Source organism: Aestuariivita sp., assembly GCF_049276915.1.
Taxonomy (GTDB): domain Bacteria; phylum Pseudomonadota; class Alphaproteobacteria; order Rhodobacterales; family Rhodobacteraceae; genus Aestuariivita.
The window spans coordinates 1-16,117 of record NZ_JBASXK010000107.1 but is presented as its reverse complement, the minus strand read 5'-3'; the positions used below and the strand labels follow the sequence as shown (position 1 = coordinate 16,117).

The following is a 16,117-nucleotide window of genomic DNA, read 5'->3' as shown; positions in this document are numbered from 1 at the left end:
GGCGTGGAGGGAGGGTCTCGTCCAGACGCAGGGCAAACAGCCCGCCGTCTTCCAGGAATCCAATCTCGGGGAAATCATCCGCGCTTACCGCTGCAGCGGCCGAGCGGAACGCGCCATAGGCGGCGATGCCGTCCAGCGTTTCGTCGGTCCAGTCGATCTGTCCGACCTCCATTTCGGTTTCCGAGGCGAGTTCTTCGAGAGTGGCCCCACCGGCCAGCAGGTCCTCGAATTCCTGGCTCATGATTTCCAGCTGGCGGCGGGCGCGGTCCTGGGCCAGCTCATCGCGCAGAATTGGCTGGGCCTCTTCGAACGAGACCGCCTGTTCTGCCAGAATGCCGTTGATCCGGAACAGGGCCGGTCCAAGGTCGCTGGGCAGCGGTCCGACGACATCGCCCGCATTGGCCGCAAAAACCGCGTCGGAGGCGGCTCCCAGCTGGTCGGCCGCCAGATCGCCAAGATCGACATCCGACAGGGCAAGCCCGCGTTCCTGGACCAGCAGTTCAAAGGTGGTACCGCCCACTTCAAGCTGGGCCTTGGCGTCGTTCGCCGCAGTTTGATCGGGGAACACAAGGCGTTCGACAAGGCGGCGCTCGGGTTGATTGAACTCGTCTTCGCGTGCGGCATAGGCCTCACGAAGGGCGGCTTCGTCAACCTCGACGCTGTCCAAGATCGCCTCGGGCGTCAGCACCGCATAGGTGATGGATTTAGTTTCGGGCAGGGTATAGCGGTCGATGTTTTCGTCATAAAACGCGCGCAACGCCTCTTGGCTCGGGGCGGGAACCGGCGTGGTCAGCGTTTCGGGGCCAAGGCGGGCCCAGGTAAAGCTGCGACGCTGGCCGATGAACTCGACGATGACATTGTTCAGCGTGGCGGGCATCTGAACGCCACCCAGAATGGCGCTTTGCACCAGGGTGCGGGCGGCCTCGTTGCGCAGGTCTCTTTCGAACTCGGCTTCGCTGAGGTTGGCCTGTTGCAGCGCAAAGCGATAGGCTTCGCGGTCGAAATTGCCGTCCAGCGACTGGAATGAGGGGATCTGCACGATTTCCTGTTGCAGGTTCTGATCGCCGATCGAGATACCCATCTGCGCAGTCTCGTGATCAATCGAGGCCAGAGCGACCAGACGCCCCAGAACCTGCTGATCCAGACCGATGGCGCGCACCTGATCCATCGGCAGGGCCTGGCCGGTCTGTATCGTGATCGCGTTGATCTCGCGTTGCAGTTCGCGCGCGAATTGATCGACGCTGATCTGCTGATCGCCAGCCTTGCCGACGGTGCGGATCGTGCCCGAAAGATTGGTCGCGCCAAAGCCCGCAAGACCCACGAAAAGCAGGGCCAAAAGGATCCAGACAAAGGTTTTAGACAAGCTAGTGCGTGCGGCCATGATGCCCCCGGAGTTTATAATTGGCCCCGTGAATACGATGCAGCGCGAAGGGGGGCAAGGTCAGAACGAGGCCCCTGTCAAACGTGTGAAGAGTTGCCCGATCCCGGCGCGATCCAGATTGGCAAAGGCGATGCGCAACTGACGCGCGCCATCCCGATCATGCTCGGGCATGAACATGGTCCCCGGAAGAAGCAGGATCCCCGCCCGGCGCACCAGTTCCGGTCCAAGCTGGTTGGAGGGCAGATCGAAAGGGTGTTCGACATAGGCGAAATACCCGCCCAGCCCCATGAGCCTCCATCCCTGTTCGGCCAGCCTGGGAAACCCGTCCTGGATTGCGGCGCGCCGGTCCAGGATTTCCGCGCGCTCACCGGCCAGCCACTGGCTGAGGTTATGCATCCCCCAGAGAGCGGCGTATTGGCCGATCTGATTGGGGCATATGGCCACCGTATCGAGGAACTTCTCGACCTCGGCCAGCCGGGCCTGGGACGCGACCATTGCGCCCACGCGGTGACCGGTCAGGCGATAGGCTTTGGAGAAGGAATAGAGATGGATCAGCGTATCGTGCCAGTCAGGGTCCTGAAACAGATCATGTGGCGCACCGGTTCGGCTGTCGAAGTCGCGATAGGTTTCGTCGATGATCAGCGCGATCTTGTGTCGCCGGCACAGATCAAGGAACGCACGTACCAATTCCGAGGGATATTCCACACCGCCGGGATTGTTGGGGGTGACCAGCGCTATGGCGCGGGTCCTGTCGGTGATCAGGGCTGCGGCCTGATCCGGGTCGGGCAGCAAATCCGCCCCAGTGGGCAGTGCAATAGAGGTGACGCCAGCCATGTCCAGCCACATTTTATGGTTGAAATACCATGGTGTTGGAAGGATGACTTCATCTCCTTCACCCGTCAGTGTGCTGATGGCCGCGGCAAAGGCCTGATTGCAGCCCGAGGTGATGCAGACCTGTTCACTGTCAATTCTGCCCCCATAGGATTTTGACCAGCGCTCTGCGAGCTCTGCGCGCAATTCGGGCAGACCAAGCACCGGGCCATAGAGATGCGCGGCATCGTTGGTCAGGGCGGTTTCGGCGATCACTTCGCGAAGGGCACGCGGGGGCGGGTCAACCGGAGCCGCCTGGCTGACATTCATCAAGGGCCTATGGTCGGGAAACGTCGCGCCATCCAGCCAGCGCCGTGCCTCCATGACCGGCGGGGCAAATGTGGTGGCGGTTCTGGGTAAGGGCATGGCGTGATCCGGTTTGGCACCGCTTTTTCGCGGGTCTGTCATCGATTTGGGTCTGAACGCGGCACCAAAGCAAGCGAGATCAGGTGATCATTCCTTGCCCCGGTAGGGTTCTACATATTGCAATGCCATGTCCCAGGGGAAGAAAATCCACGTATCCTGACTGACGCCGGTGATGAATGTATCCACCTGGGGCTCGCCCATGGGCTTGGCGTAGACCGTTGCGAAATGGGCGTTGGGATAAAGCTTGCGCACCAGTTCGAGCGTCTTTCCGCTGTCGACAAGATCGTCGATGACCAGAATGCCGGTTCCATCGCCCATCATCTCGTCATCTGGTGCCTTGAGCACCTTCGCTTCCGAGCGGTTCTGATGATCGTAGCTTTTGACGCTGATCGTATCGACCGTGCGGATATCCAGCTCGCGCGCGACGATCATCGCCGGGGCCATGCCGCCGCGCGTGATGGCCACGATGGCGCGCCAGGCCCCGTCGTCCGGACCCTTGCCGTCCAGTCGCCACGCCAGCGCCCGGCTGTCGCGGTGAATCTGATCCCAGCTGACATGGAACCCTTTTTCGTGGGGCAGGCGGTCGGCCATGGCGCGGTCCTTTATGCTTTGGTGATATCGGGTGCGTCGACGGCTTTCATTCCCACGGCGTGATAGCCCGCATCCACATGCAGGACTTCGCCTGTCACACCCGAGCCGAGATCGGACAGAAGATAAAGCGCGCTGTTGCCCACATCATCAATCGTCACATTGCGCCGCAGCGGCGAGTTATACTCGTTCCACTTCATGATATAGCGGAAATCGCCGATGCCAGAGGCGGCCAGCGTCTTGATCGGGCCGGCCGAGATCGCGTTCACGCGAATGCCGTCCTTGCCGAGATCTTCGGCCAGATAGCGCACGGAGGCCTCGAGCGCGGCTTTGGCCACGCCCATGACGTTGTAATGGGGCATGACCTTCTCGGCACCGTAATAGGTCAGCGTGAGGGCCGAGCCGCCCGCGTTCATCATCTTTTCGGCGCGTTGCACCACGGCGGTGAAGGAATAGACCGAGATATCCATCGACATCTGGAAATTGGCTCGGCTGGTATCGACATAGCGTCCGCGCAATTCGTTCTTGTCCGAAAAGCCGATGGCGTGAACGATGAAGTCCAGCGTGCCCCAACGCTCTTTGAGGGCGTCAAACAGCGCATCCATGGACGCCTCATCGCCGACATCGCAAGGCAGGACGATATCGCTGCCCAGTTGTGCGGCCAGCGGCTCGACGCGTTTTTTAAGCGCGTCCCCCTGATAGGAAAACGCCAGTTCCGCACCGGCTTCGGCGACGGCCCGTGCTATACCCCAGGCAATGGACTTATCATTGGCGAGACCCATGATCAGACCGCGTTTGCCCGCCATCAGTTGAATTGACATCGCGGAACCCTTGCCCACTTGATATTGACTGGACCTGACCTTTAGGCGATTGACCGATCCTCTTCAAGCCCGTGAGGGGCAGGCAGGAATTCACGAGGTAAGGACAAGCGATGAGCGACCGTACTGGGATTTTCGCAGGCAGTGATCCATTTGCAATCGCGCGCAGCTGGTTGGCCGAAGCCGAGGCGAGCGAGATCAACGATCCAAACGCCATTGCTCTGTCCACCGTGGATGCCAACGGTCTGCCGAATGTGCGCATGGTTCTCCTCAAGGAGATCGAAGACGCCGCCTTTGTATTCTACACCAACTACGAAAGCCGGAAAGCGCAGGAGATCGACCAGGCGAGCAAAGCCGCCTTCCTGCTGCATTGGAAGTCGCTGCGGCGTCAGATCCGGGTTCGCGGGCTGGTGGAAAAGGAAGAGGGGCCCCAGGCCGATGCCTATTACGAATCGCGCTCTCTCAAGAGCCGACTGGGGGCCTGGGCCTCGGCTCAATCACGCCCCCTGGCGGGGCGCGCTTCGCTCATGGCCGAGGTCGCGCGGGTAACCGCAACCCACGGCACCAACCCGAAACGTCCGCCATTCTGGGGGGGCTACAGGATCACGCCGGTGGAAATCGAGTTTTGGGCCGACGGCGCTTTCCGGTTGCATGACCGGTTCGTCTGGAGACGTGCTGACCCCTCGGAAGAATGGCATATTCAGCGCCTGAACCCTTGAATTTCATGTGACGCGAAATGCAAGCCGCTGAAAAATAATATATTTTTTCGCTGGAAACGGATGATGATTTCGCGCAAGACTAAAGGTACGGGGGCTGCTGTTAACTAGTGTGGGAACATCGTTTTGGGAGATGACCTGAACAACCTTTCGCATGTAATGGGCCACGTTAAATGGTTCGACCCTGCAAAGGGCTTCGGTTTCGTGGTATCTGACTCGGGGGGGGCAGATATCTTGTTGCATGTGAACGTCCTTCGGAACTTCGGACAGAACTCGGTCGCGGATGATGCGCGGATCGAGCTGATTGCGCACAACACCGATCGGGGTGCGCAAGCGGTCGAGATCCTGAAGATCGAGCCACCCAGACGCGACGAGGCAAATGCCCTGCGTGATCTGGTCGAACTGCCCGATCACAATATCGCCAAGCTTCCCTTGGAGCCGGGGCGGGTGAAATGGTTCGACAAGGTAAAGGGCTTTGGCTTTGCCAATGTGTTTGGCAAGCCCGAGGACGTGTTCTTGCACATCGAGGTGCTGCGTCTGTCTGGGCTGTCTGATGTGCAGCCGGGCGAAGCCTTGGCGCTGCGTGTCATTGAAGGCAAACGCGGGCGCATGGCGGCACAGGTCTTTCCCTGGGAAACCGGCGTGCTTGATGGGAACGCTTTTGCATGAGGCAGGGTCTGCGGGGCGTGGGTATTGGGCTGATCTGCCTGTTCGCTCAAGTTTCCGTGGCATGGGCCGCCTGTAGCGCCGAGCGTGTCAGTCTGCGCGGTGACTTTGGTCAGGTTCAGTTCAACGTCGAGATTGCCGATGATCCCATGGAACGCTCGCAGGGGCTGATGTTTCGCGAAATCCTGCCGCAATCTTCCGGCATGTTGTTTGTCTATGAACGCCCGCAACGGGTGTCGTTCTGGATGAAGAACACGCTGATTCCGCTGGATATGATCTTCATGGATGCGACGGGCACCGTGCAGAGCGTTGCGCATGAGGCCGTGCCGGGCGATCTGACCCCGATTCACGGGGGGGATGACATTCTGGTCGTGCTTGAAATCAACGGCGGACTGGCCCGCCGGTTGGGGATTGATGCGGGCGACCAGATGCAACATGCAGTTTTTGATCCTGCAGTCGCCGCATGGCCCTGTTTGGGCTTTTCAAAGTGATGTCCGCGATATAGGAACGCCGCATGGTTCGGGGCGTGGCGCAGTCTGGTAGCGCACCTGTTTTGGGTACAGGGGGTCGTAGGTTCGAATCCTGCCGCCCCGACCATATAATCCCCAGGTTTGTTTTGACGGGCTGCCCGCACAGGATTGGTGCCGGGCCTGAGCCTTGCGCCTACAGTTCGGGAACGCCCCCTGCATTCCGGTAAAGCACATCCAGCTGGCGACGCAGCTGCGGGTCCACAAAGGGAACCTGCCGCGGCCCGCCGCTGCGCTGCGGGACGTTCACGAAGACATCGTTGCTGACCAGATAGCTTCCCGTGTCCTGCTCGGCGCGAAAGCGGATGACAAGGCGGGGCAGGTCTTCGGTGATTCCGGTGTATTCCAGAATAAAGGCTGCGGTGACCCGTGGCGGCATCAGCTCACGGCACTCTGCAGTATTGGGGCCGGTCGAGCGAAACGCGCGTGCCGGACCCGTACAGGAGTCGCGAAAGGCATCAAACAGAGGTTGCGGGTATTCCGAGAATCGCGCCTTGCCCGAAGAGTTCCCCATATCTTGTGGTGCGCAGGCCGCCAGAGCCAGAATGAGGGGCAATATGCGGGCGATCATGCGTGGTCTCCAGGACACAGGGTGGCTTCGAATGCCTGTTTTTGATGTGGTGCCTCAGGCGCGTGCTTCAAGCGGCATGACATCTGATTTTGTTCAGGCCCTGCTCTTAGGATGACGTGTAAACGTGGTTCAAAAAAGGGAAAATCGTTCCGGAGCCGCAACACGTCTGTGGCACTGATTCTGGGGATAAGCCGCAATGATTCTGACAGCTGCTTTGACAGGGAATCAGGTCAACCGAAAAGAATCCATTTTTGTCATAAAATATCGTTGACGGCATAGTGCTACATACGTCAGGTTGTGCTAGCCGGTCTCGTTGCCACAACATCTGGTATGTAAAGCCAGGGACGGCGGCGACGGTTGGGATGGTTAGAGACACACGCCGAAACAATTTCATGTGCACCGTGCCCGCACTCTGGGGAGTGAGCGAGCTCTGGAAAGTGTTGTCCATAACGACTGCGGCGAAGGGGGTCACGCGTTCGGCGTGCCCATGACAACTGGGACATGCTGAATAGAGGCAGCGAACATGCAAATTGAAAGAAAATTCACGAAATCCGGCCAGGACGCCTATGCGGATCTGGAGTTTGCCAAGGCAACATCCGAGATTCGCAACCCGGATGGATCCGTCGTATTCCGCCTGGAAAACATCGAAGTTCCGACAAGCTGGAGTCAGGTGGCAAGCGATGTGATCGCGCAGAAGTATTTCCGCAAAGCGGGCGTGCCGAGCCGTATGAAGAAGGTCAAGGAAAAGGGCGTTCCGGAATTCCTGTGGCGGTCGGTTCCGGACGGCGATGACGTTGAATTCGGTGGCGAGACCTCGTCCAAGCAGGTCTTTGACCGGCTTGCAGGTGCCTGGGCCTATTGGGGCTGGAAGGGCGGCTATTTCAGCGACGAGGAAGATGCGCGCGCCTATTTCGACGAGATGCGCTATATGCTGGCAACGCAGCGCGCCGCGCCGAACTCGCCGCAATGGTTCAACACCGGTCTGCATTGGGCCTATGGGATCGACGGTCCGGCGCAGGGCCATCACTATGTCGACTTCCAGACAGGCAAGCTGACGAAATCGAAATCCTCCTATGAACACCCGCAGCCGCACGCCTGCTTTATCCAGTCGGTGTCCGATGACCTGGTGAATGACGGCGGCATCATGGATCTGTGGGTGCGCGAAGCGCGTCTGTTCAAATACGGCTCGGGCACGGGCACCAACTTTTCGCATCTGCGCGGCGAAGGCGAAAAGCTTTCGGGCGGCGGCAAGTCTTCGGGCCTGATGGGTTTCCTGAAAATCGGAGACCGGGCTGCAGGGGCGATCAAATCGGGCGGCACGACGCGCCGCGCGGCCAAGATGGTGATCGTGGATGCCGACCATCCCGATATCGAGGACTTCATCAACTGGAAGGTTGTGGAAGAGCAGAAAGTGGCCTCGATCGTGGCCGGCTCGAAGATGCATGAGCAAAAGCTCAACGCTCTGTTCGCCGCGATCAAAGCCTGGGACGGTGTTGTCGAGGATGCCTATGATCCCAAGAAGAACGACGCGCTGAAGGCGGCGATCCGGGATGCAAAGAAAGTCGCGATCCCCGAAACCTATATCAAGCGTGTGCTGGATTACGCCAAGCAGGGCCACACCAGCATCGAATTCCCGACCTATGATACGGATTGGGATTCCGAGGCGTACAGCTCGGTGTCGGGCCAGAACTCGAACAACTCGATCCGGGTCACCGACGCGTTCCTTTATGCGGTCGAGAAAGACGCCGATTGGGAACTGACCAGCCGCGTCGACGGCTCGGTGACCAAGACAATCAAGGCGCGTGATCTCTGGGACAAAGTCGGTCACGCGGCCTGGGCCTGTGCCGATCCCGGCATCCAGTACCATGACACCGTGAACGCCTGGCACACATGCCCCGAAGATGGTGCGATCCGCGGCTCGAACCCCTGTTCGGAATACATGTTCCTCGATGACACGGCCTGTAACCTGGCATCGATGAACCTGCTGACCTTCCTCAAGGACGATGAGTTCCAGGTCGAAGACTATATGCACGCCACGCGGTTGTGGACTGTGACGCTGGAAATCTCGGTGACCATGGCGCAGTTTCCAAGCCCCGCCATTGCGCAGCGCTCGTATGATTTCCGCACGCTTGGTCTGGGCTATGCCAACATCGGCGGTTTGCTGATGAACATGGGCCTTGGATATGACAGCGACGAGGGCCGGGCGATGTGCGGCGTGCTGACGGCAATCATGACTGGCGTGTCTTATGCCACATCGGCCGAGATGGCCGGTGAACTGGGCCCGTTCCCGGGCTACAAGAAGAACGCCGATCACATGCTGCGGGTCATCCGCAACCACCGCAACGCGGCCTATGGCGCGACGACGGGCTATGAGGCCGTCAACGTCAAACCAGTGGCTCTGGATCACGCCAATTGCCCTGATCCGCGTCTGGTCGACATTGCCATGTCCGCCTGGGACGAGGCGCTGAAACTGGGCGAACGGCATGGCTATCGCAACGCACAGGCCACGGTGATAGCGCCGACCGGCACGATCGGTCTGGTGATGGATTGTGACACCACCGGGATCGAGCCGGATTTCGCCCTTGTGAAATTCAAGAAACTGGCCGGTGGCGGATACTTCAAGATCATCAACCAGTCCGTTCCGGGTGCTCTGGAGAAACTGGGATACAGTTCGGCCGAGATTGAAGAGATCGTGTCCTACGCGGTGGGTCATGGGTCGATCGGCAATGCGCCGGCGATCAACCACACCTCGCTGGCTGGTCACGGGTTCGGCGTCAATGAGCTTGCCAAGGTCGAAGGCGCGCTGGAAAGCGCGTTCGATATCCGGTTCGTGTTCAACCAGTGGACGCTGGGCGAGGAGTTCTGCACGCAAGTCCTTGGAATTCCACAGGACAAGCTGAACGATCCGACCTTTGATCTGCTGCGCCACCTTGGTTATTCCAAGGCCGACATCGATGCTGCGAATGATCACGTCTGCGGAACGATGACGCTGGAAGGTGCGCCGCATCTCAAGCAACAGCACTATGCGATTTTCGATTGTGCAAACCCATGCGGCAAGAAGGGCAAGCGCTTCCTGAGCGTGAACAGCCACATCACCATGATGGCCGCTGCACAGTCGTTCATCTCCGGGGCGATCTCCAAGACCATCAACATGCCCAACGATGCGACAATCGAAGACTGCATGAAGGCCTATGAACTGTCCTGGTCGCTGGGTGTGAAGGCGAATGCGCTCTATCGCGATGGCTCGAAACTGAGCCAGCCTCTGGCGGCAGCTCTGGTCGAAGATGATGAGGACGCACAAGAGATCCTGGAAAGCGGGACCCCGACCGAAAAGGCCGCGGTACTTGCCGAAAAGATCATCGAGAAAGTCGTGGTCAAAGAGATCGTGCGCAGCCATCGCGAAAAGATGCCGCAACGGCGCAAGGGGTATACCCAGAAAGCCATCGTGGGAGGCCACAAGGTCTATCTGCGCACCGGCGAGTATGAGGATGGCAACCTTGGCGAAATCTTCATCGACATGCACAAGGAGGGTGCGGGCTTCCGTGCGATGATGAACAACTTTGCCATCGCCGTGTCGGTTGGTCTGCAATATGGCGTGCCGCTGGAAGAGTTTGTTGATGCCTTTACCTTCACCAAGTTCGAGCCGGCAGGCATGGTGCAAGGCAACGACAGCATCAAGAACGCCACCTCGATCCTGGATTACGTGTTCCGCGAACTGGCTGTGTCCTACCTGGACCGCACGGATCTGGCACATGTGAAACCGGAAGGGGCCAGCTTTGATGATCTGGGTCGTGGAACCGAGGAAGGGGTGGCAAACATCTCGGAACTCAGCGACACGGCAGCCTCCAAGTCATTGGAAGTTCTGAAACAAATCAGCTCGACAGGCTATCTGCGCAAGCGTTTGCCCCAAGAACTGATGGTGTTTCAGGGCGGGGTACAGACCTCGACAGCGGTTGCGGTGAACGCTGACATCAACCCGGTCCAGACGCTGCAGACCCTGGTGCCCGAAACGGCCACGGCGACCATCACGACAACCACGGCAATGGCCACGGGCTCGATCGAGATCGACGCGCGCACCAAGGCCAAGATGCAGGGCTATGAAGGCGAGGCCTGCGGCGAATGTGGCAACTATACGCTGGTGCGCAACGGCACCTGCATGAAGTGCAACACCTGTGGCGGAACGTCCGGGTGTAGCTGACCAGATCGCATCCCTGGGGGATGCGTAGGGGCCAATGACCTTCGGGTCAGGCCCCGACGAAACAACGGGTCGGGCTGGACACAGCCCGCCCAGATACCCGGCGGGGTGGGACGCTGCAGGTTTTCTCCGGAAAGCCGCTCTGACTCACCCTGTGCAAGATCTCTGATTTTGCGCGGGACACGGGGTGGGTGCGCTCGCCCCTGACGACGCTCAGGCCGCAGGCAAAAAAACACCGGGCGGTAAACTATTGAGCCTGAGCGGCGAAACTAACGGGGGGCTTCGGCTCCCCTTTTTCTTTGATTGATCCCGGCGCGCTGGCACGATTCCGAAACGATCCGGCCCAGGCCCTTTTGCATGACCAGACCTGAGGATGAACGCAGCGCAGTTCTTCAATCAGAAAACGATCCTTGATCTGAGCTTTTTCAACTTCAAGAACGCGCGTACCGCCGCATATCTTGCGAGCCGGGGCTTCGAGATTCTGCGTACCGACGATACTTTTCGTTCCTTTTTCCCGCTGTTGGGAAATGTCTGCAACCCAAGACACCACTCTGGCGGATCAATCAAAGTCTGAAACTGCGCTTGCCGGGGGCTGCCTTACTGCCGAAATCCTGGGCCTCAGGTCCCGCAGAAGGTTGCTGGCACCACTTCATCCGGCGCGGGTGGGCGCTTGAGGTCGGCGTCATCGATGTGATCGGCGAACGGCGTGGCCAGCACCGCGTTCAGCCGCTCAAACAGCGCGTAATCGCCTTGAACAGCCGCCGCGATCATCTCTTCCATGCGGTGATTGCGCGGTATGACCGAAGGGTTGGTGGCGTTCATCCGGGCGATAGCATCGGGTTCCCCGACAAGGCGGGCTTGCCAGCCTTCGGCCCAATCATCAAAAGCGGTCGGATCGGTGAACTGATCGCGCGCTGAATTGCCCGACAGGTTGCGGAACGTATTGGTGAAATCCGCCTGATTGGCGGCCATGCGCTCCAGAAGGTCCGTCACAAGCTCCATATCGCCCTCGGCGGGCGCGCTCAGACCGATCTTTGCGGCAAACAACCGTTCCCATTCGCTGCGGATCAGCGCGGGCATCGCGTGGACGATCTCGGTCGCTTCTTCGACGGCGGCGTCCTTGTCTTCGACCTGCTGGATCAGCGCGGTTGCCAGTTGGGCGATGTTCCACACCACGATGTCTGGCTGGTTGGAATAGGCATAACGCCCGAACTGATCGATCGAGGAAAACACCGTATTGGGATGATAGGCATCCATGAAGGCGCAGGGGCCATAGTCAATCGTCTCGCCGGAAATGGCGCAATTGTCGGTGTTCATCACGCCGTGGATAAAGCCGACGGACATCCAGCGCGCGACAAGCGCGGCCTGGGCATCGCGCACAGCCCTGAGCAAGCCCATCGGGCCGACGGCCTCGGGGTAATGCCGTGCGATCGCATAATCGGTCAGGGCGCGCAGATGACCGATTTCACCGCGCGCGGCGAAGATCTGAAATGTGCCCACGCGCAAATGGCTTGCGGCCACCCGGGTCAGTATCGCGCCGGGAAGGGCGCCGGTTTCGCGGATCACGGGTTCTCCGGTTTCCACCGCGGCCAGTGCACGGGTGGTGGGAATCCCAAGGGCATGCATCGCTTCGCTGACGACATATTCGCGCAGCACGGGGCCAAGCCAGGCGCGCCCGTCGCCCATACGGGAATAGGGGGTTGGCCCTGAGCCCTTGAGTTGCAGATCGCGGCGTTTGCCATCCTTGCTGAGCACTTCACCCAGAAGAATCGCGCGCCCGTCGCCCAATTGCGGGTTCCAGTTGCCGAACTGATGCCCGGCATAAAGCTGGGCCAGCGGCGCGGCCCCATCGGGAATCACATTGCCGGCGAAGGTTGCGGCCGCATCGGGCAGGTCGGTTCGGGCGATCCCCATGAGGGCCGCAAGATCATCATTGAACGCGACAAGGCGTGGGGCCTTGACCGGTGTTGGTGCCTGCCGCGTGTAAAAGGCGGCGGGCAGGGCGGCGTAGCTGTTGTCAAACTGAATGCTCATAGCCCAGAGATAAGCCCAGACAGCGTCAGGGGAAAGAGCGCGTCATCAGCATATACCGTTCGCGGGGCTGAAAACCGGATTTGGCATAAAGGCGCAGGCTTGCCTCATCGGTTCGATCCACCTCAAGATGCAGGGCGCGCATGCCCACTCCGGCCAATGCGCGCGGCAGGGAGTGTAGCACTTCGGTGGCGATTCCACGTTTGCGCACACCAGGGCGGACATAGAGTTCGTCGATGAACCCTTCCATCCCGCCAAATTCCACCGACCAGCCGAAGGTGATGATCACATAGCCAATGGGGGCCCGCGCCGGTCCGATCAGGTAGATCGCGCCGTGGGGGCTGCCATCCAGCAGCGGGGAAAGAGCCGCCTCGCGGGCGGTGTCCGACAGGGCGATGCCCTGTTCCTCATGAAAGGCGACAACCAGTGGTACGATGCGGGGCAGGTCCGTGGGTTTGGCCAGATGCAGCGCAGCACTCATAGCCGGGCCAGCCGGTCGGTAAGCAGGTCGAAGAACCCGTCAGCATCCAGAGAGCCCATGAACATGGCGTTGGGTGGGCGGTCCGTGACGCGCCACCAGTCGGCGACGGTCATGCCCAATGTCAGCTCCGAGCCGGTTTCGACCGTGACATTCACATGGCGACCCTGAAACAGCCCGGGTTGGATGAGATAGGCGATGACGCAGGGATCATGGAGCGGCGCACCCTCGGAGCCGTATTTTTCCTTGTCGAAGCGCTCAAAGAAATCGGTCCATTCGGCGACCATGCGCCCGACCTCTGTGCCCATGGTGCGAAAGGCCTGCACGCGTGCGCCAGTGACCAGTGCCTTGTGGGTGACATCAAGCGGCATGACGACAATCCGAACGCCTGATTGAAACACGATATCAGCGGCTTGCGGGTCGACATAGATGTTGAACTCGGCTGCGGGCGTGATGTTGCCGACTTCGAAATAGGCCCCTCCCATCAGCACGATCTCGGCCACGTTTTCGACCACGTCAGGCGCGCGCTGAAAGGCGGTCGCGATGTTGGTCAGCGGTCCAAGCGGGCAGAGCGTGACGCTGCCCTTGGGATTGCTGCGCAGGGTGTCGATGATGAATTCGACCGCGTGCTGCTCCTGCAACGGCATCGTCGGTTCAGGCAATTGCGGACCATCAAGGCCGGTTTTGCCATGCACATGTTCGGCGGTGACGAGCTTGCGCGTCAAAGGCGCGTCACAGCCAGCATAGACCGCAACATCCTGCCGACCGGCCAGTTCACACACGATGCGCGCATTGCGCTGTGTCAGGGGCAGCGGCACGTTTCCGGCCACTGCCGTGATGCCGAGTACCTCGATCTCTTCGGGGCTGGCCAGGGCCAGAAGGATGGCCACTGCGTCGTCCTGACCGGGATCGGTGTCGATGATGATCTTGCGGGGGGACATGGGACCTCATGGCGGCAACAGGGGTGAATTGCATATATGCGCTTGTTCATAAATCTTGTATAGACGCAGGTGCAATGCGTGGATCGGACGGGTGGCGAAAATCCCCGATGACCGGCAGTGCCAAAAAACAGGAAAACCGCGCGCCATCGGGCTGTCCGCAACAGGACCTCTTGCGCGGTGAGGGAGCAGGACATGGTGCAGGATACGGCCACAGAGCCCAAGACACATGCGGAGTGGGTGTCCTTGTGGTCCGGCCTGAGCGAACCCTCTGAACGCCACGCCTGGCGGCCGCGTTTGCCTGTCACTCCGGCCGAGGTGATGGGCTGTCGCTTCGTGCTGCACCCGGCAGATAACTTTACCGAATTATGCATGTGGGAGAGCGGCTTGCCGCGCGAACATGCCGCGACTGAATTCATTGCCGAGGCGCTGGACGGTCTGGACCCCGTGATCGTGGATGTCGGAGCCAATGCCGGCGCGTTTTTCCTGCCGATCCACCTGCGTGGAGGGCGCGGGACGCGCTCGATCGCGTTCGAGCCCAACCCGGACATGCGCGCGCGGCTTGTGCGCAACATCGCGTTGAACGGGTTTGACGGATCTGTCCATGTGTTTGACTGCGCGGTAAGCGACCGGGTGGGGCGCTCGGCGCTGTATTTCCCGCGAAATGGCAATCAGGGGCAAGGGCGGATCGATGTTGCCTATCCCCATAGGCAGGCCAGCATGGGTGTCGCGGTGGATGTGCGTCCGCTGCTTGAGTGTTTGCTTGAGGTTGGCGTGCCGCATGTCGATTTTCTAAAGGTCGATGTCGAAGGGCTGGAAGATCGCGTGATCGTTCCTCTGCTTGAGAGCAACGCGGCGCTGCGCCCCAAGATGATCTATTTCGAGACTGTACATGACGGTGTCTGGTCACTGGCACTGATGGAAACGCTTGAGAAGCATGGCTATGACCTGATCGAGCAATTCGACAAAAACGCGCTCTTTCTGCGCGATGGCAAAAGGTAAGGACTGGCGATGAAACTGGCCTTTCTGACGATGGTCTGGCGCGATTACTGGCTGCTTGAGAAATGGGTGGCGCATAACAGCCAGTTCGTACCCAAACGGCAATTGTATGTGATCAACCATGGGGGCGACCCGCGCGTCGATGAGATCGCGGTGGGCTGCAGCATCCTGCATTTGCCACGAGACGAGGTGAAGATTGACCTGGATCACGCGCGCTGGTCGCTGCTTGGTCATATCACGAACGGGTTGTTGACCTTCTATGACCGGGTGATTTGCAACGACGTGGATGAATTGCTCGTCTATGTCGGCAACAAGGGCGGACTGCTGGAACATCTGGAGACAACGCCGGCGGAACACGCTGCGATCGCCCCCGTCGGCCTCAACCTGATGCCGGTGCCGAGCGATGAGACGGATGTTCAGGCGACCGTGCTGCAACGCTATCCGAATGCTTTGCTGAGTGCGCGATATTCCAAGCCCTGTATCGTATCCCAACCGGTGGGATACACGGTCGGTGGTCACGGGCTGATCGATGCGCAGTTTTCAATTGATCCGCACATCGTGCTGTTCCATTTGCATTATGTGACGCCTGACTATGCCGATCGAATGGCCGCGCGCAAAGACATCGTTCTGCAATCCAAGGATCACAATGCGGCGCAGGAAAACCCGCGCGAAATGCCCAAGGGTTTCTGGGTGAACTGGGAAAAGCCGACGCGTATCCTCAACAAGGAACTCGCCGCTTTTGAACAGGCTCGGGAAGAAGATGTCTCGGACGGTCTGAACCGTTGCGCCGCGCTTTTGACGGATGCGATCATGCATCGCGGACGGCGCATGATCATCGAACCCAAGGCATTGGGTGCCGATGGGCCAATCCGTGTGCAGGTGCCCGAAGCCTGGCGCTCAGCGATCTGAATTGCGTTCGGCAGCTTTGGCCGCGTCCCACAGTGCGTCCATCTCATCGAGGGTACTGTCTTCG

The 16,117-nt window shown here is 59.8% G+C and carries 14 protein-coding genes and 1 tRNA gene; 7 read left to right on the top strand and 8 right to left on the bottom strand.

The features are described 5' to 3' along the window. The 4 genes from WAO69_RS11825 to fabI all read right to left on the bottom strand — a co-directional run. The coding region (locus WAO69_RS11825) for a SurA N-terminal domain-containing protein (protein WP_422179321.1) at positions 1 to 1,381 on the bottom strand (1,381 nt) is incomplete at its 3' end. Between the two features lie 60 nt (positions 1,382 to 1,441). After that, positions 1,442 to 2,617 carry an aminotransferase gene (locus WAO69_RS11820; protein ID WP_422179319.1) on the bottom strand — a complete coding sequence of 392 codons (1,176 nt, stop codon included), beginning with the start codon at positions 2,615 to 2,617 and terminating at the stop codon, positions 1,442 to 1,444. 87 nt (positions 2,618 to 2,704) lie between these two features. Then, positions 2,705 to 3,208, bottom strand: coding sequence for a xanthine phosphoribosyltransferase (gpt, locus tag WAO69_RS11815; RefSeq protein ID WP_422179317.1), 504 nt, complete (start codon positions 3,206 to 3,208; stop codon positions 2,705 to 2,707). 11 nt (positions 3,209 to 3,219) lie between these two features. Continuing rightward, positions 3,220 to 4,026, bottom strand: a complete 807-nt coding sequence (gene fabI / locus WAO69_RS11810; protein ID WP_422179315.1) for an enoyl-ACP reductase FabI — start codon at positions 4,024 to 4,026, stop codon at positions 3,220 to 3,222. 110 nt (positions 4,027 to 4,136) lie between these two features. On the opposite strand from fabI, the gene pdxH reads away from it, so the two are divergent. From pdxH to WAO69_RS11790, 4 genes are all read left to right on the top strand, one after another. Further along, positions 4,137 to 4,742: a pyridoxamine 5'-phosphate oxidase gene (pdxH, locus tag WAO69_RS11805; RefSeq protein ID WP_422179313.1), complete on the top strand. Its 606-nt coding sequence runs from the start codon at positions 4,137 to 4,139 to the stop codon at positions 4,740 to 4,742. Between the two features lie 123 nt (positions 4,743 to 4,865). After that, positions 4,866 to 5,408 (top strand): cold-shock protein, encoded by a 543-nt coding sequence (locus WAO69_RS11800; protein ID WP_422179311.1) that lies wholly within the window; start codon positions 4,866 to 4,868, stop codon positions 5,406 to 5,408. Then, complete coding sequence (locus WAO69_RS11795) at positions 5,405 to 5,896, top strand: DUF192 domain-containing protein (protein ID WP_422179309.1); 492 nt, start codon at positions 5,405 to 5,407, stop codon at positions 5,894 to 5,896. The genes WAO69_RS11800 and WAO69_RS11795 overlap by 4 nt, the downstream gene beginning before the upstream one ends. Before the next feature lie 29 nt (positions 5,897 to 5,925). Next, positions 5,926 to 6,002, top strand: a tRNA-Pro gene (locus WAO69_RS11790). Positions 6,003 to 6,068: 66 nt separating this feature from the next. Here the strand turns inward: WAO69_RS11790 and WAO69_RS11785 are convergent. Beyond that, positions 6,069 to 6,503 (bottom strand): hypothetical protein, encoded by a 435-nt coding sequence (locus tag WAO69_RS11785; protein WP_422179307.1) that lies wholly within the window; start codon positions 6,501 to 6,503, stop codon positions 6,069 to 6,071. A gap of 523 nt (positions 6,504 to 7,026) precedes the next feature. Here WAO69_RS11785 and WAO69_RS11780 point away from each other — a divergent pair. Beyond that, on the top strand, positions 7,027 to 10,701 hold the full coding sequence (locus WAO69_RS11780) for a vitamin B12-dependent ribonucleotide reductase (protein WP_422179305.1): 3,675 nt from the start codon (positions 7,027 to 7,029) through the stop codon (positions 10,699 to 10,701). A gap of 615 nt (positions 10,702 to 11,316) precedes the next feature. Here the strand turns inward: WAO69_RS11780 and WAO69_RS11775 are convergent. Genes WAO69_RS11775 through WAO69_RS11765 form a run of 3 tightly spaced genes read right to left on the bottom strand, consistent with a single transcriptional unit; the run spans position 11,317 to position 14,148 of the window. Next, entirely contained in the window at positions 11,317 to 12,732 is a 1,416-nt protein-coding gene (locus WAO69_RS11775) for a protein adenylyltransferase SelO (protein ID WP_422179303.1), read from the bottom strand. 25 nt (positions 12,733 to 12,757) lie between these two features. Then, a complete protein-coding gene (locus tag WAO69_RS11770) occupies positions 12,758 to 13,210 on the bottom strand; it encodes a GNAT family N-acetyltransferase (protein WP_422179301.1) in 453 nt (150 codons plus the stop codon). Then, the gene (locus WAO69_RS11765; protein WP_422179299.1) at positions 13,207 to 14,148 is read right to left on the bottom strand and encodes a nucleoside hydrolase; all 942 of its coding nucleotides are present in this window, start codon (positions 14,146 to 14,148) and stop codon (positions 13,207 to 13,209) included. Before WAO69_RS11765 ends, WAO69_RS11770 begins: the two co-directional genes overlap by 4 nt. Before the next feature lie 192 nt (positions 14,149 to 14,340). Here WAO69_RS11765 and WAO69_RS11760 point away from each other — a divergent pair, with 192 nt between their 5' ends. Both WAO69_RS11760 and WAO69_RS11755 read left to right on the top strand, forming a co-directional pair. Then, positions 14,341 to 15,147: an FkbM family methyltransferase gene (locus WAO69_RS11760; protein WP_422179297.1), complete on the top strand. Its 807-nt coding sequence runs from the start codon at positions 14,341 to 14,343 to the stop codon at positions 15,145 to 15,147. Positions 15,148 to 15,156: 9 nt separating this feature from the next. Further along, positions 15,157 to 16,053: a hypothetical protein gene (locus WAO69_RS11755; RefSeq protein WP_422179295.1), complete on the top strand. Its 897-nt coding sequence runs from the start codon at positions 15,157 to 15,159 to the stop codon at positions 16,051 to 16,053. Positions 16,054 to 16,117 lie beyond the last annotated feature (64 nt).